This is a genomic window from Caballeronia sp. Sq4a, from assembly GCF_023170545.1.
Lineage (GTDB): Bacteria > Pseudomonadota > Gammaproteobacteria > Burkholderiales > Burkholderiaceae > Caballeronia.
The window spans coordinates 671,668-690,514 of sequence record NZ_CP084251.1; the positions used below are offsets into that span (position 1 = coordinate 671,668).

Genomic DNA, 18,847 nt, shown 5'->3' on the forward strand with positions numbered 1-18,847 from the left:
AGTCGTTGAATCAGCGGTAATTCTACACTGGCATAGAAGCTGTATAAGGTGATGGCACAAACCGCTCGCGGAGCTTTTCGGCTCCGCCCTTGTCACGAGGACTACACCATGCTGTCAGCAGAACATCGAGCCATCATCAAAGCGACCGTGCCGCTTCTGGAAAGCGGCGGCGAAGCGCTCACGCGCCACTTCTACGCCACCATGCTGAACGAACACCCCGAAGTGCGCCCGATGTTCAATCAGGCGCATCAGGCAAGCGGCGCCCAGCAACGCGCGCTCGCCAACGGCGTGTTGATGTACGCGCGGCATATCGACGAGCTCGACAAGCTCGGCGGACTCGTCGGGCAGATCATCAATAAGCACGTCGCGCTCAATATTCAGCCGGAGCATTATCCGATCGTCGGAAGCTGCCTGCTCCGGTCGATTCGCGAAGTGCTCGGCGCGGACATCGCCACCGACGCCGTCATTGAGGCGTGGGCCGCTGCTTACGGTCAGCTAGCCGATCTGCTCATCGGCCTGGAGGAAGGGATCTACAGCGAGCGCGAACACGCGCCGGGCGGATGGCGCGGCACGCGGCGCTTCGTCGTCGCGCGCAAGGTCGCGGAAAGTGACGAGATCACGTCGTTCTATCTCGTGCCCGAGGACGGCGGCAGTCTCCTCGATTTTCATCCGGGGCAGTACATCGGGCTACGTGTGTTCATCGACGGCGAGGAACTGCGTCGCAACTACTCGCTGTCGGCGGCGCCCAACGGTCGCGAATATCGCATCAGCGTCAAGCGCGAGAAGGAGGGCAAGGTGTCGAGCTTCCTGCACGACCGCATTCACGAACGCGACACGCTCGACCTGTATCCGCCCGCCGGTGACTTCAGGCTCGAACATGGCGACAAGCCGCTCGTCCTGATCAGCGGCGGCGTGGGCATTACGCCGACGCTCGCGATGCTCCACGCCGCGCTCGCCACGACTAAGCGCCAGATCCATTTCATCCACGCGGCGCGGCACGGCGGGGCGCACGCGTTCCGCGAGACGATCGACGAACTGGCCGCTCGTTACCCGCAACTCAAACGCTTCTATTGCTATGAGAATCGGCGCGCCGGCGACAGCGAGCCGCACGGCGTCGGCTTCGTGAACGAAACGCTGCTCGAGCAGTGGCTGCCTGCGAACCGCGACGTCGATGCTTACTTTCTCGGGCCGATGTCGTTCATGAAGGCGGTGAAGAAGCATCTGAAGGCGCTCGGCGTGCCGGAAGCGCAGAGCCGCTATGAGTTCTTCGGGCCGGCTGCGGCGCTCGATTGAGCGTTGATTTGGGTCGAGAAGACGGACCCGCGCTGGGCAACGGCGGGTTCGTTTTTCTTACCCACTTCTGTTTCGGAGACGCGATCATCGGGCGCGCCGCATGTGGCGCATGCGCGGCGTGTCCTCGCGATCAAAGCGCTCTCGACGTGCAGCATGCTGCTGGACGCATCTTTGCGACGCGCCGGCCGCCATCGCCCCAACTTTCAGACAAACGCACTATTCCTCGCCTGTTGCCGCGTGATAACAATCCTCCCGATCGGGTATCGGGGAGCACGCGCAAGTGCATAGCGGAATAAGAGCCGACAAGTGGTCGCTCACGTTGTACCTCAGGCGCGACAGACACTTCGTCAGCGCGGACGAAAAGCTGCGCGCCGCTGAAAGCAGACGCAAGTTCCTGGCGGACGCAGTCGACTGGATGCGCGATCAGGCGTTGATGGCGAGATTGCAAGCTGCCTTGGGCATCGACGAGGCCGACGTCTCTAACGCGCGATGGAAGGTGCGTCGTGCTATCGAATCCGGCGAACTCGTGACGATACCGGATACGCGGGGAAGCGGTCTCAGCGGCAGCGGCGGTAGTGATATGCCCCGGCTACCTTCGGTGACGTTCACGCCATCGCAGCTTTTCAGGCGCGCGTCGCCAATACCGGCGGTTCGCTCGTACGAGCGCCCTGCCCCCATTCGGCTCTTTGCCGACGACTGCATGGCAGCCTGGCGCGCAGAGCCGGGCGATAGGCTGCCGGATGGCAGGATCGCGCGGGCTATTGGAAGCGTACGCGATGACAAGGACGGCGGCGATTCGGTGGGAGAAGGTTTGGCTGACGCGGAGCCGTTCGAGTACGGAGCGGAGAATGCGAGCGACGACGACAGTTTCGACGTTGCGGCGCGAGGCGTCGGGCTGACGGGAAACGAACCGGGCGGCTTCCGCATCAATGCGAATGGACTTGACGTCGACTACTTCGATGGCGATGGCAACCTATGCGCTCAGTACCATGAAAGTCACGGAGACGCTCACGGCCATAATTTCGATGGCGCGGTACGAGATAATGCGCATCTACCAATGTCGCCTATCAACCCTCGCTAACCAAACCTGTATGGACAATCTTCGCGGTTGGGAAATGGTTCGGAATTGCGAATCGCTGCTTGAAGTATTTGATTGCTTTCCCTCTTTCCACGACTCTGCAGTGCGAACTTTCTGTCTCAAGCGGGGAAGGACGGAGCGCGGCCCGTCGGGAAAACTACGCGAGTTGGTGGATCTTGAATTGGAGATTCTCCACAATCGTTATGGTCCACCAAAAAACGACGGGATCCAGGGTCACTTGATCATGCTCGAACTGCTCGACATAACCAGCTCAGAAATTGACGTGAATGTAATGCTGGAAGCGGCATGGATTGCAGACGTGCGCTTTTCGAGAACGCCAGACGATCTGATCAGGTTCGACCTCATGCCGAATATCGGGCTCGATATTCAATTGACTTGCCGCGATAGCTTTGTCAGAGTCGTTCGCCCCTACACGCCCGATGAAGTCTGAGGAGCAGAACGGATGGAGCCGGCCGTCTTCCGAAGCGTGGCGGCACTACCCGCCACGCCATGCATCCCCTCAAAACACATTAAACGGCACATTCACCATCAACCGATAAATGTCGCTGGTTCCGTCCGAATAATACTTGCTGCCTTGGTGATGCATGTAATAGAACTTGACCGACGCGTTCTTGAACTTGCCGTCCGGCACCGTGTAACTCGGAATAATGCCGAATTCGTGATGCGTGCCGTGCACGGGTTCGCCGTTCACGATATAGCTCCTCGCGTTGACCGTGCCGCTATTCGCCATCGCGCTGCCGTCTGCGCCCCACCCATAGGCGACCCACGTCGTCACCTTGAAGCCGGGCATGCCATAGTCCTTGAGATTCAGCGAATAAGAAAGACTGACTGACTTTTCGTGCGGCTGGTTATAGTCCACATCCAGCGAGTTCGAAAGATAATCGCCGCCCGACTCGTGCATGTAGTCGAACATCTGGTCGCCGAGAATCTGCTGGAAGGCGAATTGCAGCGTGTGCGCGCCATGCGTGCCGGCGAGCGCGAGGCTATACGCGTTGTTATTGATCGGCCCCTGACGCTTGTCGCCGATGGCGCCGGTGTAGTAATAGTTGAGGGCGCCGGTCCAGCGGACGGATTTCGCGTCGCCGATGCTTTGGGTCGCCGAAAGATAGTACTGCTGCCAGACGTTATTCGCGATGCTGCCGTACAGCGTGACCGCCGTATCGTCGCCGCGCGTCCAGTCGCCGCCGAAGTACGTGAATTGCGAGACGTGCTTGCCGCCGTATTCGGTTGAAAGCCCCGTCACGGTTGTCATGCCGCGCGAGATCACGCCATCCACCGTGCCGGCCTTCAGCGTGAGATTCTTGACCTCGTCGCTCGCGAGCGAGAAGCCGCGATACGTCGGGGGCAGCGCGCGGTTGTCGTGCGGCACGAGGAACGGGTTGTCGAAGAGTTGCTGGCCGTATTTGAGCACTGTGTTCGACACGCGCGCCTTCACGTCCCACACGCCCGGATACGCCCACGCAAGCTGGTTCGCCCCGCCGCCGTCCGTGCCAACGTGTACGCGGGTGCCCGCGCCGTTGCCGCCGTTCAGCTTGAACGCGCCGAACATCGACACGTCGCCGCCGAGCCCGACCAGCCCGCGCGTGAAACCGGATTCGAACACCGCCTGCGCGCCGAGCACCCACGCGTCCTTCTTCTTTGCGCCCTCCGGTTCGAAGTGTTCCGAGAAAGAGCGGCCGAGCAGATTGAAATGCGAGTCCTCGATGAAGCCCTTCGACTTCGCCTGGCTGCTCACGGGCGCATCGGCTTCGGTATTGGGCGGCGAACTCGGAACGGTTTCGGTATGGCGCGAAAGCGGGTCGGTATCGGCTTCCTGGCCGTATGCGGCCACGGTCGCGGCCATCGCGCCGCTGAACAGCAAAATCGAAAGTGCGACTGACAGTTTTTCTTTTTTCACGAAAAGTATCTCCAACGACTGACTCAACCTGCGGACTACACACACCAACTCTCAAAATCGACGGCCTGCAACGAGCCGCGCCCGGCGACCGAGGCAGTCGGGACGAGCGACGCGCGCTTAGGGTTCCTACGCGTGCATATCGCGGGCTATGGAAACTTGCGCATCAGGCGAAAAAGCACGCGGCTGACGCGCCGTTATCGAGCACGCGCAATTCGGGCGTTTCCAACGCGCATCGCGCCTCGGCCATCGGGCAACGCATATGGAACACGCAGCCGGAAGGCGGACTCATGGGACTCGGGATATCGCCGGACAGAATTTGCACGGTCTTGCCGCGCTCGACAGCCGGATCAGGCACCGGCACCGCCGAAAGCAGCGCGCGCGTGTACGGATGCCGCGGCGTCTCGTAAAGCGCCTGCTTGTCGGCAAGCTCCATCACGCGGCCCAGGTACATCACCATGACGCGGTCCGAGATATGGCGCACCACCGCCAGATCATGCGCGATGAAAATGAGCGACAGCCCCATCTCCGACTGCAACGACTTCAGCAGATTGACGATCTGCGCCTGAATGGAGACATCGAGCGCGGAAACGGGTTCGTCGCAGATCACGAGCTTCGGCTCCACGATGAGCGCGCGCGCGATGCCGATACGCTGGCACTGCCCGCCCGAAAACTCGTGCGGATACCGGTTGATCATCTGCTCGCGCAGGCCGACTTTCGCCATCATCGCGCGCACGCGTGCCTGACTTTCCTCTTTGCCGATACCCGGCCGATGCTCGGTCAGCGGCTCCGCGATGATCTGCCCGACCGTCATGCGCGGATCGAGCGATGCGAGCGGGTCCTGAAAGATCATCTGCACGTCGGCGCGCGCCGCATGCCATTCGCGCTGCGAGGCCCGCGTGAGATTCGTGCCCATCCAGACGATGTCGCCGCTCGTCGCCGGAATCAGGTTCAGAATGGCGCGCGAAAGCGTCGACTTCCCGCAGCCCGATTCCCCGACTACGCCGAGCGTCTCGCCGGCGCGAAGATCGAAGCTCACGCCGTCGACGGCCTTCAGCGTGCGCGCGGGCGCCCACGGCAGGCGGCTCTTCGCCTTCACCTGGAAATGCACGCGCATGTCGCGCACGGAAAGAATGGTCGATGCCGCGTCAGACATGGCTCGCCCTCCGATAACGCGTCTTCAGCGCATCCACCGGCCGATGGCATGCGCGCAGCCAATGGACGCCGTCGACCGCCGCAAGCCCGGGCGCGCGCTCGGCGCATTCTGCGGCGGCATCCGCGCAACGTTCCTGGAACGGGCAGCCCGCCGGCGGATGCGCCATGTTCGGCGGATTGCCGGGAATGCCGGTGAGCTCGCCGCCCTGCTGGTCGAGGCGCGGCAACGCGCGCAGCAAGCCGATGGTGTACGGATGCGAGGGCTTCGCGAACAGCGTGGCGGCATCGCACTGCTCCATCACGCGGCCGCCGTACATCACCATGACCTTTTCGCACAGGCCGGCGACGACGCCGAGATCATGCGTGATCAACACGATGGACGTGCCGAAATCGCGCTGCAAGTCCCGCAGCAGTTGCAGCACCTGCGCTTGCACGGTGACGTCGAGCGCGGTGGTTGGCTCATCCGCGAAGAGGACTTCGGGCTCGCAGAGCAGCGCCATCGCGATCATCACGCGCTGCCGCGTGCCGCCCGACAACTCGTGCGGATACTGTCCGATGCGATGCGCCGCCTCGGGAATGCGCACGGCTTCGAGCATGGCGATGGCCCGCTTCTTCGCCTCGCGGCGCGTCATGTTCTTGTGCAGTTCCAGCACTTCGGTCATTTGCCGCTCGATCGTCAGGTACGGATTGAGCGAGCTCATCGGGTCCTGAAAGATCATCGAGAGGCGGTTGCCGCGAATGCGGTTCAGCGCCTTCGCGGACATGCCGAGCAGGTTATCGCCGCGATACATCGCGCGGCCGCTTGCGCGCCCGTTCGACGCCAGCAGCCCGAGCATGGCGAGCACCGTCTGGCTTTTGCCCGAGCCCGATTCGCCGACGATGCCAAGCGTTTCGCCCTCCTCCAGCGTAAAGCTCACGCCGTTGACCGCGCGGACGGTGGCGTCGTGTGTCGAGAACTCGACGCGCAAATCGTTGATTTCGACTAGCGGCATGGCTCACCTGTCCTTCGGATCGAGCGCATCGCGCAGCCCGTCGCCGACAAAATTGATGCAATAGAGCGTCACCGACAGCAGCCCGGCCGGAAACAGCAGAATCCACGGCGACGCTTCCATCACGCCGACGCCGTCCTGAATCAGCACGCCCCAGCTCGTCATCGGCTCCTGCACGCCGAGTCCGAGGAACGACAGCACCGACTCCGTGAGAATCACGCCCGGCACGGTGACGGTCGTATAGATCGCGACGATGCCGAGCAGATTCGGCACGACATGCCGCGCGATGATGCGCCGCGTCGGCACGCCGATGGCGCGCGCGGCCTCCACGTATTCCTTCGAGCGGATGGCGAGCGTCTGGCCGCGCACGACGCGCGCCATGTCCATCCACGAGAACACGGTAATGGTCAGCACGACGAGATAGAACTCGCGGCCGAGCAGCGTCACCATCAGAATGGCGATGAGCAGATACGGAATGGCATACATCATGTCGACGAAGCGCATCATCGCGTTGTCGACGCGTCCGCCGACGAAGCCCGCGATCGCGCCCCACACGATGCCGAGCGTCACGGACGTCAGCGTGGCGAGCGCGCCGATCATCAGCGAGACGCGCCCGCCCACCAGACAGCGCACGAGCAGGTCGCGGCCGGTTTCGTCCGTGCCGAAAAGATGCCAGTGAGCGAACGTGGGCGGCGCGCTCATCGCGTTCCAGTCGGCGGAATCGAACGCGTTCGGCAAGACACACGGCCCGACGATGCACGCGAGCGTGATGACGGCGAGCAGCGCGGAACTCACGACCGCCGCCTTGTTGCGCAGAAAGCGCGCGCGCGCGTCCTGCCACGGACTGCGGCCCGCGACCGCTTGTTCGAGCAAAGGCGCCAGAGAAGCAGATTTCATCGCGCGCCCTTTCAGTAACGGATCTTCGGATCGAGCCACGCGTACGCGAGATCGACCAGCAGGTTGAGCAGCACGGCCACGACCGTGACCAGCACGACGAGGCCGAGCACCAGCGTGTAATCGCGATTGGCCGCGCCGTTCACGATCAGCTTGCCGATGCCGGGCAGCGAGAACACGGACTCCGTGACGACCGCCGCCGTGATCGACGAGATCGCGAGCGGCCCGATCACGGAGACGACCGGGATCAGCGTCGGCTTGAGCGCATGGCGCAGCACGATGGCGCGCATCGGCAAGCCCTTCGCGCGGGCGGTGCGAATGTACGGCGTGTTCATCACTTCGATGAGACTCGCGCGCGTGACGCGGCCGACCGTCGCGACGTTGATCATCACGAGAAGCGCGACCGGAAGAACCATGTAGCGCGCGTCTGCCCCGTTCCAGCCGCCCGCCGGCAGCCACTTGAGGCCGATGGCAAAGACGAGAATCAGCACCGGCCCGATGACGAACGATGGAAACGCATTGCCCGCGTTGCTGACGAGCATCAGCGCGTAGTCCGCGATGCTATTGCGCCGCAGCGCCGCGCCCGCGCCGAGCAGCACGCCGATGACGATGGCGAGCGCCATCGACGCGCCGCCGATGGTGAGCGACACCGGCAGCGCGCGCAGCACGAGTTCGTTCACGCTCCAGTCGGCGTAACGGAACGACGCGCCGAGGTCGCCGTGCAGCAGGCCGTCGAGGTAAAGCAGATACTGCTTCCACAACGGCTCGCCGAGGTGATACTTCGCCTGCAGGTTCGCGAGCACTTCGGCGGAGACCTTGCGCTCGCCGTCGAACGGACCGCCGGGCGTGGCGTGCAGCAGCAGATAGCAGACCGTCACGACGATCAGGAGCGTCGGCAGCGTGAGCAGCACGCGACGCAGGGCATATGACCACATGAGAGCGCGTCCTTCGCGTCAATGCTTGACGATGTAGAGGTCCTTGCTGCCGTAGTGGTCCGCCGGATTCTTCAGCGAATAGCCGCCGACCGTGCTGCGCACCAGGCGCGGCAAGCCGTATTGCAGAAGCGGCAGCATCGGATAGTCGTCCATCACGAGCTTGGCCGCCTCGGTCAACAACTGCTTGCGCTTGACGAGATCCGTGGTTTCGCTTGCTTGTTTGACGAGCGCGTCGGCCTTCGGATTGCAGTTGAAGTTGTCGTTCTGCTCGGACTTGCACTGCACGAGCGTGAGGAAGGTCGTCGCGTCGTTGTAGTCCGCCACCCAGCCGTTGCGCGCGATCTGGTAGTCGCCGTCATGGCGCTTCTTCAAGAGCACCTTGAATTCCATCGATTCGATGTCGGTGGCAAGACCCAGCTTCGTTTTCCATTCGGACGCCGCGAAGATCGCCATCTTCTTGTTGTAGTCGCTCGTATTCATTGCGAAGCGCAGCGTCGTGCCCGGCTTCACGCCCGCCTGTTCGAGCAGCTTCTTCGCTTCCGCGACGCGCTTGTCCATCGGCCAGTTCGCCCACTCATAGGCCGATACGTCCGCGCCGCTCACGCCCTTCGGCAGCAGGCCGTAGCTCGGCGTCTGGCCGTCGGCGGTCACGCGTTGCGCGAGCAGATCGCGATCGATCACCATGGAGAGCGCCTTGCGCACGCGCACGTCCTTCAGGAGCGGATCGCGGTTGTTGAAGCTGTAGTAGCGCGTGCCGAGAACGAGCGAGTTGCGGATATCTTTCGGGAATTGCTGACGGTATTTGGCATAGGTGCCGGTGGGCAGTTGATACGTCATGTCGTTCTCGCCCGACTGGAACAGTTTGACGTCCGTGTTCTCGTCCTCGACCGGCAAATACGTCACCTTGGTCAACTGGACGTGATCCTTGTCCCAGTAATTCGGGTTTTTCGCGAGCACGAGCTTGCTGTTGACCTGCCAGTCCTTCAGCTGGAACGGGCCGTTGGTGACGAGATTGCCCGGCTTCGTCCACTCCTTGCCGAACTTCTCCACCGTCGCGCGATGCACCGGCCCGAGGTTCGCGTTCGACATCAATTCCGGCAGGAAAGGCACCGGACCCGAAGTCTTGACTTCGAGCGTGTTTGCGTCGATGGCGCGCACGCCGAGCGCGCTCGCCGGCTTCTTGCCCGCGACGATCTCCGCGCCGTTCAGGAGGAACGGACCGAACACGCTCGCGTACGACGACGCCGTTTTAGGATCGATGAAACGCTGGCAGCCGTAGACGAAGTCGTTCGCGGTCACCGTGTCGCCGTTGGACCAGCGCGCGTTCTTGCGGAGATGGAAGATCCACGTGGTCGGGTCCTTCTGCTCCCACTTCTCCGCGACGCCGGGAACGACTGCGCCGTCGCCGTTGGTGGCGGTCAGCCCTTCGAACAGGTCGCGCGCCAGATTCGCCGCGCCGACCGATTCGACGAGCGCCGGATCGAGCGTCTCCACTTCCGAACCGTTGTTGCGCACCAGTTCCTGCTTCGCGGCAAGCGTCACGCCGGGCGGGACGATGGCGGCTGCGGCAGGCATCGCCGCAAACAGAAACGCGGCGCTGGCCGCAGCGACTGACCCGCGTCGGAGGAAAGCAAAAGCGGCGAACGACTTCATAGGATTCCTTCTTGTCTCGTTGTATTGCTTGTTTTCGTTGCTTGAATGTCGCCGCGTTTAGCCGAGTCTGGCTAAACGGAACGGCATCTAACACTTAGCATCACTGATAAATGCCAAAGGCATGCACCGCTGTCTGGAAGATTTCCGAGCGGCCTCGGCGCGCTTGATGACTGGCAGCGAGTATTTCGCATCGGTCATGCGGATGCCACCCGCAATCGCGCTTGATGACGAAATTTTTCAAAATATCGCCCGAATGAGCGACTGGGACCGGTGCGAGCCTGCGGCGGCTCGACAGAACGGACGGCAGCGTGTCGTCGCGGAAATTGCGCGACGACACGCTCACCGCAAGATCAGGCTCCGCCGAAGAGGCGCTCGGCGCGAGCGCGCAATTCCTCGGGCGATACGTCTTCCTTGTGCGTCGCGATCCACCAGACATGGCCGAACGGATCGCGCAGCTTGCCGCCGCGGTCGCCGTAGAACTGGTCTTCGACCGGACGCAGAATGGTCGCGCCCTCGTCGACCGCGCGCTGCACCACGGCATCGACGTCTTCCACGTACAGATGCAGCATCACCGGCGTGCCGCCGATCGCAAGCGGACCTCTCACCTCCATTTCGGGGAATTCGTCGCTCAGATAAAACGGATTGCCGCCGATTAGCAGCTCCGCATGCCCGACGCGCCCGCCCGGCTCCTGCATGGTGAAGAGTTCGATCGCGCCGAACGCTTTCTTGTAGAAGTCGATGGCCGCGACGCCGCCCGCCACCGCGATATACGGAATCACGCCAAGACGGCCTTCGGGGATGGGATCGACTGGTGCACTCATGAATGCCTCCTGGAATCGGCAAAGGTTAGCGGACGCCGCATTCGCCACCGGCGGCGCACCTCAAATGGTGCCGGTTTTGGGCGAGCGCCGCAAAGCGCCGCCACGCGCCCTTAACAAGTTTTCACTATTCGCTTCATACTCTCGGTCGGAGCACGTCCCACTTCCCCATCAAACGGAGCACTCATGCACGATCTGAAAGGCAAGTCGATTCTTATCACGGGCGCGAGCACGGGCATCGGCGCGGCGGCGGCCCGCGCGTTCGGGCGTTACGGCGCGAATGTCGCGGTGCATTACAACAGTTCGAAGGACCAGGCCGAGGAAGTCGCGAAAGACGTGCGCGCGCTCGGCGTGAGCGCGATCACCGTCGGCGCGGACGTGCGCGATTCGAAGGCGATCGTGGCCGCCGTCGCGCAAACGGTCGATGCGTTCGGCAAGATCGACGTGCTCATCAACAACGCGGGCAGTCTCGTGAAGCGCGAGCCGCTCGAAAGCGCGACCGACGAACTCTTCGACGACGTCATCAACATCAATGCGCGCTCGGTCGTCGCGTTCACGCGCGCGGCGCTGCCTTCGCTGCGCTCGGGCGGCGGCGGCTCGATCATCAACGTGACGTCAGTGGCGGCGCGCAATGGCGGCGGTCCGGGCGCGCTGCTGTATGCGGCGTCGAAAGGCTTCGTCAGCACCATCACGAAGGGCATGGCGAAGGAATTCGCCGCCGACCACATTCGCGTGAACGCCGTCGCGCCGGGCGTGATCGGCACGCCGTTTCACGACCGCTTCTCGACGCCCGAGCAACTCGAAGGCTTCCGCAAGTCGATCCCGATGGGCTATATCGGCGAAGCGGACGATTGCAGCGGCGCGTTTCTCTATCTCGCGTCGGAGGCGATGTCGCGCTACGTGACCGGTCAGATCATCGACGTCAACGGCGGCCAGTTGATGCCGTGAGGCGCGCCGGCCGTGTTATAAGGCGCAACTCGTTACCGAAAAAAGGAGAATGCAGGAGATGCCGTTGAAACAGCAACATCGCTTTCGGTCCCTCGCGCTGACGGCCGCGGCCGTCGCCGCGTTCAGCGTCGCGGGCTTCGTCGAAACGTCGCCCGCGTATGCGAAGACAGCGGACACGCAGCCGCAAGTCCTGACCGCCTCCGCCGTCGCCGTCGCCGACAAGTACGCCGCCGACACTGCCGAGCAGATCTTCAAGCAGGGCGGCAACGCGGTCGACGCGGCCGTCGCCATCGCGTTCACGCTCGCGGTCACGTATCCGGAAGCGGGCAACATCGGCGGCGGCGGATTCATGACGCTCTACGTGGACCATCGGCCTTACTTCCTCGACTACCGCGAGCGCGCGCCGATTTCCGCCACGCGCAACATGTACCTCGACGACAAGGGCGAGGTCATCAAGGGCATGAGCCTGTACGGGCATCGCGCGGTCGGCGTGCCGGGCACGGTGGAAGGCATGTGGGAGGCGCAGAAGCGTTTCGGCAGGCTGAAATGGAAGCAGGTGCTCGCGCCGGCCATCCAGTACGCGCAGGACGGTTTCGTCGTCGACGATCAACTGATCGAGCGGCGCGATCGCGCGTCGAAAGACTTCGCCGGCAAGACGAACTTCGACCTGTATTTCGGCGGCATGAAAGCGGGCGAAGTGTTCAAGCAGCCGGATCTCGCGCAGACGTTGCAGCGCATCTCGGACAAGGGCGCGAAGGGCTTCTATCAGGGCAAGACCGCGGAGCTGATCGCCACGTCGATGACCGGACACGGACTCATCACCGCGCGCGATCTGAAGGAGTACAAGGCGGTCTGGCGGCAGCCGGTGGTGGCGAGCTGGAACGGCTATCGCGTGATCACCGCCCCGCCGCCGAGCTCGGGCGGCGTCGGCCTGGTGCAGTTGCTGAAGATGAAGGCCGACCTGAAGGACAAGTTCGAAGGCGTGCCGCTGGATTCCGCGCAGTACATTCACCTCGTCGCGGAGATCGAGAAGCGCGTGTTCGCCGACCGCGCGCAGTATCTCGGCGATCCCGACTTCTACAAGGTGCCGGTCGCGCAACTGATCGACGACGACTACATCCTGAAGCGCGCGCAGGAAGTGAATCCGGAGACGCCGTCCGATACCAAGAGCGTGCAGCCGGGGCTCGGCACCTCGATGCCCGAGAAGGCGGAGACGACGCACTTCTCGGTCGTCGACAAGTGGGGCAACGCGGTGTCGAACACGTACACGATCAACGGCTACTTCGGCGCGGGCGTGGTCGCGGAAGGCACGGGCGTCGTGCTGAACGACGAGATGGACGACTTCTCCGCGAAACCGGGCGTGGCGAACATGTTCGGCGTGGTGGGCAGCGACGCGAACGCCATCGCGCCGCGCAAGCGCCCGCTCTCGTCGATGACGCCGACCATCCTCACGAAGGACGATCAGGTCGCGATGGTGATCGGCACGCCGGGCGGATCGCGCATTTTCACGTCGATCTTCCAGGTGCTGTCGAACGTGTACGACTTCCAGATGCCGTTGCCGGAAGCCGTCGGCGCGACGCGCTTTCACCATCAACTGCTGCCGCCCAACACGATCTATCAGGAGCCGTTCCATCAGCTCGATCCGGAGGTCGTGAAGCAACTACAGGCGAAGGGCTACACGTTCTCGATGCAAGGCTTCAACGGCGATATTCAGGCTATCCGCATCAACGGCGAAACGCCTGAGCCGATGTCCGATCCGCGCGGACGTGGCGTGTCGCGCGTCATTCAGTAAAGACACACCGACGCTTACAGCGTGAAAGTATCGTGAGCGCTCCGGACTAGGCATTTGCCCTAGTCCGGCCTTCGCCGGTCGCGCTCTTACGCCCGTCCTAGGCGGGATGCTCAGAAATATAAGAATGCTGGCATGAGCGGCATGTTTCGCGCGGGATTGGACCGCGCGTTTCGTTCCCCTAGTCTCTGTCCTGACCGAGTGCACCATGCGCCGCTGCGCGCGACGCGCCCGGCCCATCCAGAACTACATACGAGACGACCCTGACGACGGAACCGCGGTGCGCATCGACGCGCGCACGGCCATTCGTTTCAGCGTGCTGATAAAGGAGCAGCTCATGTTGGAATCCCCCGCCCAGCAGCTTGGCGATATCACGCCCGTCAATCGGGAACAGGATGTTCAGACGGCCAGCGGCGGCGTGCTCGACCGCTACTTCGGCATCTCGCGAGCCGGCAGCACGCCCAAACGCGAAGTCGTGGCCGGCGTCACGACCTTTCTCGCGATGGTCTATTCCGTGTTCGTCGTGCCCGGCATGCTCGGCAAGGCGGGCTTCGATACGAGCGCGGTGTTCGTCGCCGTGTGCCTCACGACCGCGTTCGGCTCGCTGCTGATGGGCGTGTGGGCGCGCCTGCCGATCGCCATCGGCTGCGCCATTTCGCTGACTGCGTTCACCGCGTTCGGCCTCGTGCTGGGCAAGGGGCTCTCGCCCGCCATCGCGCTGGGCGCGGTGTTCCTGATGGGCGTCGTGTTCACGGCGATTTCCGTGACCGGCGTGCGCTCGTGGATTCTGCGCAATCTGCCGACGGGCGTCGCGCATGGCACGGGCATCGGCATCGGGCTGTTTCTGCTTCTGATCGCATCCAACGATGTCGGCATGATCGTGAAGAATCCCGCGCCGGGCATGCCGGTCTCGCTGGGTCACATCACGGCGCTGCCCGTGCTGATGTCCGTGGCCGGACTCGCGGCGATCTTCGGTCTGGAGCGCCGGCGCGTGCCGGGCGGCATTCTGCTGGTGGTGATCGGACTCTCGGCGATCGGCCTCGTGATCGATCCGGCCGTGCGCTTTCATGGCGTGTTCGCGTTGCCGTCGCTGTCCGCGCCGGGTCATGCGTCGCTGATCGGCGCGATGGATATCAAAGGCGCGCTGTCGATGGCCGTGCTGCCGAGCGTGCTCGCCCTCGTGATGACCGCGGTATTCGACGCCACCGGCACGATCCGCGCGGTCGCGGGCCAGGCGGGCCAGATCGACGCGAATGGACGCATCGTGAACGGCGGCCGCGCGCTGACGGCGGATTCCATCAGCTCGATTTTCTCCGCGTGTTTCGGCGGCGCGCCGGCGGCGGCGTATATCGAATCGTCGGTCGGCGTGGCGGCGGGCGCGAAAACGGGTCTCGCGGCGAGCGTCGTGGGCGCGCTCTTTCTCGCGGTGATGTTCCTCTCGCCGCTCGCGAGCCTCGTGCCGTCTTACGCGACGGCGCCCGCGCTGATGTACGTCGGCTTGCTGATGCTCGGGAACGTCGCGAAGCTGCACATGGACGACACGGTGGACACGATGTCCGGACTCGTCTGCGCGGTGTTCATCGTGCTGACGGCGAACATCGTGACCGGCATCATGCTCGGCTTTTGCACGCTGGTGATCGGGCGCGTGGTCGCGGGCGAGATTCGCAAGCTGAACGTGGGAACGGTGGCGATCGCAGCGGCGCTCGCGGTCTTTTATCTCGGCGGCTGGGCGATCTGAACGCAGTGCGCTGAAACGACAAAGCCCCGGAAGCGCTTGCTTCCGGGGCTTTGTCCAATGCTGATGCGCTTTGACCGGGCGTCAGGCCGAGGCGGACTCGGACTTACTTGCGATACGCTTCGACGAGGATCTCGCAGTTCTGCAGATGCAATTGCAGCGCGCGATTCCACTCGCGACGCACCGCAGCCTTCGCCGCGCGCATCCACGAACCGAACGAAACGAGCACAGATTGTTGAGCGGTGGTTTTCATGAAAGGCTCTCAGGGTAAGTAGCTAGGGGATAACCCTAACTATACGCTTTTCATGCTGCATTGCAACCAATTCTCAAAAAAGCTACACCGTCTCTTGTCAGTCTCCCGGTCGCATTTTCCGATTTCTCACTTCGCCAGCAATTCGCCGTGACGCGCAGGCCCGTTGCCCGCGATCCGCGCGACGAGCATTCCCGTCGTCGCGAAGCGCGTCCAGTGGCGCGCGTACAGCACGCCTTTCGTCTGCGCGACGAGCGGAACGAGCCGGTCTTCTATCGGATCGAGGATGTCGGCGATCGTCTCGCCGGCACGCACGCGCTCGCCGACCTCGCGCCGATGCAGGATCACGCCCGACGCCGGCGCATGGAGGTACTCGCAGCCGGAAAGCGGCGTCGCGGGATGGCAGAGCGGCGGCGGCTCGGGCGCATCACCATGAATGAATCCCGCGTGCGTCAGATAATCGACGATCGCTTGCGCGTCGTGCGCCGCCATCTCGTGGGATACATCGCGCACGCCGCGCAGTTCGAGCGTGACCGGCGTGACGCCCGTCGGAATCGGGAAACGCGTGTCGAACGCGTCGCGCAAGAAGCGCCAGGTCGCCGTGCATGCTTCGTCGAACGGCTCGCCGCCCGACACGTCCGCCAGCAATTGCGCCTCGCTGCCGATAAAGCGCGCGAGCGGCTCGATGGCGGCCCACGCATCCGGCGTCGTGTACAGATGCGCGACGGCCTCCCAGTCGCAATGCAGATCGATGACGAGATGCGCGTCGCAGGCGAGACGCATCAGCGCGATGCGTTGCGATTCCAGTTCCGTCGCGCCTTCCCTCGCGGAGAAATGCCGGCGCAACGCGGCGCGGATCAGGTCTGCGTTGCGCGCGGCGTCGTCGGTCAGGCGGCCTTCGAGATGCGTCGCCAGCGCCGGGCCGGGATCGGGAAAGCGCCGGTTGAAGTCGTGTCCCGACTGCATGTCGAAACGGCCCATGTGCGTGCCGAACCAGTGCTGATCCAGCCCGGCGGGATTCGCCACCGGCACGAGCACGACCCGCGCGTGGAGCAGCCCCGCGGCCTCGAACTCGGCGAAGCGGCGCTTGAGCATCCACGCGACCACCATGCCGGGCAACTCGTCGGCATGAAGCGATGCCTGGATGTAGACCTTCGGCGTGGCGTCGTCGGCCGGTCCGAACGAATAGCTCCTGATCGCGCGCCGGGTGCCGAGCGCGGCGCCGACGAGCGGATGATCGTGAATCTGCATGGCGCCTGACCTTCGAAACTGCCGCCTGAAAAAAGCAAAGGCACCGCGAGCGATGCCTTTCGACCGGATGCGCGACGCTTGGCGCTTACTGAATGGAAACGTCGGTCGCGAAGTACTTCGCCATGATGCGCTTGAACGTGCCGTCCTTCTTGATCGCGTCGAACGCCTGATTCAGGCCCTTCTGCAGATCGGCGTCGCCCTTGCGCAGGCCGATGGCCGTGCCCGGACCGATGAGCGCCTTGTCCTCCACGATCGGCCCGACGAGCGCGAACGGCTTGCCCTGCGGCTTCTTCAGAAAGCCGATGGCCGCCTGCGCCGCGTCCGTGAACATGGCGTCGATGCGGCCCGCGACGAGGTCGCCTTCGACCTGTTCCTGATCGCCGTACGCGACGACCGTCACGCCTTGCGGTTCCCACTTCGCCTTCGCGTAGCGTTCCTGCACGGTGCCCTGCTCGACGCCGACGCGCTTGCCCTTGAGCGCCTGCGGCGTCGGGAGAATGCCCGAGCCGGCGCGCGCGACGAGTTGCGCGTGCGTGTCGTAAAGCGGCTCGGTGAAGTCGATCTGCTTCAGACGCTCTTCGGTGATGCCCATGTCGGAGAGCACGGCGTCGAACTTGCGCGCTTTCAGGCCGGGAATCATGCCGTCGAAATTATTCTCGACCCAGACGCACTTGACCTTCATCTGCGCGCACAAGGCGTTGCCGAGATCGATATCGAACCCGACGAGCTTGCCGTCAGGCTGCTTCGATTCGAACGGCGGATACGACGGGTCCACGGCGAAGCGGATTTGCGTGATGTCCTTCGCGTGCGCGGAGAACGAGGTGATGGCGAGTGCGGCGAGCATCGCGCGCAGAGCGAACGATGCGGACTTGCTGACGAACTTCTTCTGCGACATTCCAATCCTTCGAGACTTGCGGTGATTGCTGGCGCGCTGCGTTCCTCTACTTCGAAACACGCGGCGCGCGGTGGCCCCTTTCGGGAAAACCCTGAATGGTAGCAAACGCAATGCGTCACGGCACGACAGAAAGGAACAGAAACGCCGCAAAAATGACGAGATGCACGACGCCTTGCAGCACCGTCGAGCGGCCCGTGCCGAGCGTGATGACGGAAACGACGAGCGTCAGCGCGAGCATCGTGATTTCCTTCGGCGCGAGGCCGAGCGCGATCGGCTGTCCGATGGCGATCGACACGATTGCCACCGCCGGAATCGTCAATCCGATGCTGGCGAGCGCCGACCCGAGCGCGAGGTTGAGGCTCGTCTGCAAGCGGTCGAGCCGCGCCGCGCGCAACGCAGCGAAGCCTTCGGGAAGCAACACGAGCGCGGCGATCACGACGCCGACGACCGCCTCGGGCGCGCCTGCCGCCGCCACGCCCGCCTCGACGGCCGGCGAAAGCAGCTTGGCGAGCCCGACCACCGCGACGAGCGACAGCATCAGAAACGCGAGCGCGATCCACGCTTCACCGTTACTCGGCGGCGGCGCGTGCGGGCCGTCGTCGGCGGCATCGGGCGAACTCGCGGCCTTCGGCTCGAACGGCAGAAAATAATCGCGATGGCGGATGGTCTGCACGAACACGAACATCATGTACAGCACGAGCGACACCACGCCGACGAAAATCAGTTGCGACGTCGAAAGCGCCGGGCCGACCACCGTGCTCGTGAAGTTCGGCAACACGAGCGTCAGCACGGAAAGCGCGCAGAGAATGGCGAGCGCCGCGCTCGCGCCTTGCAGTTGGAAGTCCTGCACATGATGTCGCAGGCCGCCCATCAGCAGGCACAGCCCGACGATGCCGTTGCCGCAGATCATGATCGCGGCGAACACCGTATCGCGCGGCAATGCCGCCTTCTCGGGACCGCCGGACAGCATCACGGAGACGATCAGCGCGACTTCGATCACCGTCACCGCCACCGCGAGCACCAGCGTGCCGAACGGCTCCCCGACGCGATGCGCGACCACCTCGGCGTGATGCACCGCCGCGAACACCGCGAACGCCAGCGCGACCGCCGCCAGCGCGGTCAGCACGGCGCCGTGAATGAGCGCGGCCGCGCCGAGCACGACGAGCGCGAGAATCGGCGCAACGAGGGTCCAGTCGAGCTTGAGTTTCATCGGCGCTCCGGGCTTGTCGGGTGAATGGGATCGTCGGCC

At 63.8% G+C, this 18,847-nt stretch carries 18 protein-coding genes; 6 read left to right on the forward strand and 12 right to left on the reverse strand.

The features are described 5' to 3' along the window. Positions 1-108: 108 nt before the first annotated feature. The 3 genes from hmpA (at position 109) to LDZ24_RS17050 (ending at position 2,822) form a co-directional block, all read left to right on the forward strand. On the forward strand, positions 109-1,293 hold the full coding sequence (gene hmpA, locus LDZ24_RS17040; protein ID WP_248322424.1) for an NO-inducible flavohemoprotein: 1,185 nt from the start codon (positions 109-111) through the stop codon (positions 1,291-1,293). 280 nt (positions 1,294-1,573) lie between these two features. Further along, positions 1,574-2,374 carry a hypothetical protein gene (locus tag LDZ24_RS17045; RefSeq protein WP_248322425.1) on the forward strand — a complete coding sequence of 267 codons (801 nt, stop codon included), beginning with the start codon at positions 1,574-1,576 and terminating at the stop codon, positions 2,372-2,374. Between the two features lie 10 nt (positions 2,375-2,384). Further along, complete coding sequence (locus LDZ24_RS17050) at positions 2,385-2,822, forward strand: immunity 50 family protein (protein ID WP_248322426.1); 438 nt, start codon at positions 2,385-2,387, stop codon at positions 2,820-2,822. 69 nt (positions 2,823-2,891) lie between these two features. Here the strand turns inward: LDZ24_RS17050 and LDZ24_RS17055 are convergent, their stop codons facing one another. From LDZ24_RS17055 to LDZ24_RS17090, 8 genes are all read right to left on the reverse strand, one after another. Next, the gene (locus LDZ24_RS17055) at positions 2,892-4,289 is read right to left on the reverse strand and encodes an OprD family outer membrane porin (protein ID WP_248322427.1); all 1,398 of its coding nucleotides are present in this window, start codon (positions 4,287-4,289) and stop codon (positions 2,892-2,894) included. Positions 4,290-4,452: 163 nt separating this feature from the next. Continuing rightward, positions 4,453-5,442, reverse strand: a complete 990-nt coding sequence (gene oppF / locus LDZ24_RS17060) for a murein tripeptide/oligopeptide ABC transporter ATP binding protein OppF (protein WP_248322428.1) — start codon at positions 5,440-5,442, stop codon at positions 4,453-4,455. Continuing rightward, on the reverse strand, positions 5,435-6,433 hold the full coding sequence (locus LDZ24_RS17065; RefSeq protein ID WP_248322429.1) for an ABC transporter ATP-binding protein: 999 nt from the start codon (positions 6,431-6,433) through the stop codon (positions 5,435-5,437). Before LDZ24_RS17065 ends, oppF begins: the two co-directional genes overlap by 8 nt. A 3-nt stretch (positions 6,434-6,436) precedes the next feature. After that, positions 6,437-7,327 carry an ABC transporter permease subunit gene (locus LDZ24_RS17070; protein WP_248322430.1) on the reverse strand — a complete coding sequence of 297 codons (891 nt, stop codon included), beginning with the start codon at positions 7,325-7,327 and terminating at the stop codon, positions 6,437-6,439. A gap of 11 nt (positions 7,328-7,338) precedes the next feature. Next, positions 7,339-8,259, reverse strand: a complete 921-nt coding sequence (locus LDZ24_RS17075; protein WP_248322431.1) for an ABC transporter permease subunit — start codon at positions 8,257-8,259, stop codon at positions 7,339-7,341. 18 nt (positions 8,260-8,277) lie between these two features. After that, a complete protein-coding gene (locus tag LDZ24_RS17080) occupies positions 8,278-9,912 on the reverse strand; it encodes a peptide ABC transporter substrate-binding protein (protein ID WP_248322432.1) in 1,635 nt (544 codons plus the stop codon). Between the two features lie 100 nt (positions 9,913-10,012). After that, positions 10,013-10,255: a hypothetical protein gene (locus LDZ24_RS17085; RefSeq protein ID WP_248322433.1), complete on the reverse strand. Its 243-nt coding sequence runs from the start codon at positions 10,253-10,255 to the stop codon at positions 10,013-10,015. Between the two features lie 7 nt (positions 10,256-10,262). Beyond that, a complete protein-coding gene (locus tag LDZ24_RS17090) occupies positions 10,263-10,733 on the reverse strand; it encodes a VOC family protein (RefSeq protein ID WP_248322434.1) in 471 nt (156 codons plus the stop codon). A 183-nt stretch (positions 10,734-10,916) separates the two neighbouring features. Between LDZ24_RS17090 and LDZ24_RS17095 the strand changes: the two genes are divergently transcribed. The 3 genes from LDZ24_RS17095 (at position 10,917) to LDZ24_RS17105 (ending at position 15,205) form a co-directional block, all read left to right on the forward strand. Further along, entirely contained in the window at positions 10,917-11,678 is a 762-nt protein-coding gene (locus tag LDZ24_RS17095; RefSeq protein WP_248322435.1) for an SDR family NAD(P)-dependent oxidoreductase, read from the forward strand. Between the two features lie 58 nt (positions 11,679-11,736). Continuing rightward, positions 11,737-13,470, forward strand: coding sequence for a gamma-glutamyltransferase (ggt, locus tag LDZ24_RS17100; protein WP_248322436.1), 1,734 nt, complete (start codon positions 11,737-11,739; stop codon positions 13,468-13,470). 334 nt (positions 13,471-13,804) lie between these two features. Next, positions 13,805-15,205 (forward strand): NCS2 family permease, encoded by a 1,401-nt coding sequence (locus tag LDZ24_RS17105; protein WP_248322437.1) that lies wholly within the window; start codon positions 13,805-13,807, stop codon positions 15,203-15,205. 103 nt (positions 15,206-15,308) lie between these two features. Here the strand turns inward: LDZ24_RS17105 and LDZ24_RS17110 are convergent, their stop codons facing one another. From LDZ24_RS17110 to LDZ24_RS17125, 4 genes are all read right to left on the reverse strand, one after another. After that, positions 15,309-15,455, reverse strand: a complete 147-nt coding sequence (locus LDZ24_RS17110; protein WP_175941675.1) for a hypothetical protein — start codon at positions 15,453-15,455, stop codon at positions 15,309-15,311. Between the two features lie 126 nt (positions 15,456-15,581). Beyond that, positions 15,582-16,703, reverse strand: a complete 1,122-nt coding sequence (locus tag LDZ24_RS17115; RefSeq protein WP_248322438.1) for a succinylglutamate desuccinylase/aspartoacylase family protein — start codon at positions 16,701-16,703, stop codon at positions 15,582-15,584. An 85-nt stretch (positions 16,704-16,788) separates the two neighbouring features. Further along, positions 16,789-17,598, reverse strand: coding sequence for an ABC transporter substrate-binding protein (locus tag LDZ24_RS17120; RefSeq protein ID WP_371747426.1), 810 nt, complete (start codon positions 17,596-17,598; stop codon positions 16,789-16,791). Positions 17,599-17,713: 115 nt separating this feature from the next. Then, a complete protein-coding gene (locus tag LDZ24_RS17125) occupies positions 17,714-18,808 on the reverse strand; it encodes a calcium:proton antiporter (RefSeq protein ID WP_248322439.1) in 1,095 nt (364 codons plus the stop codon). Positions 18,809-18,847 lie beyond the last annotated feature (39 nt).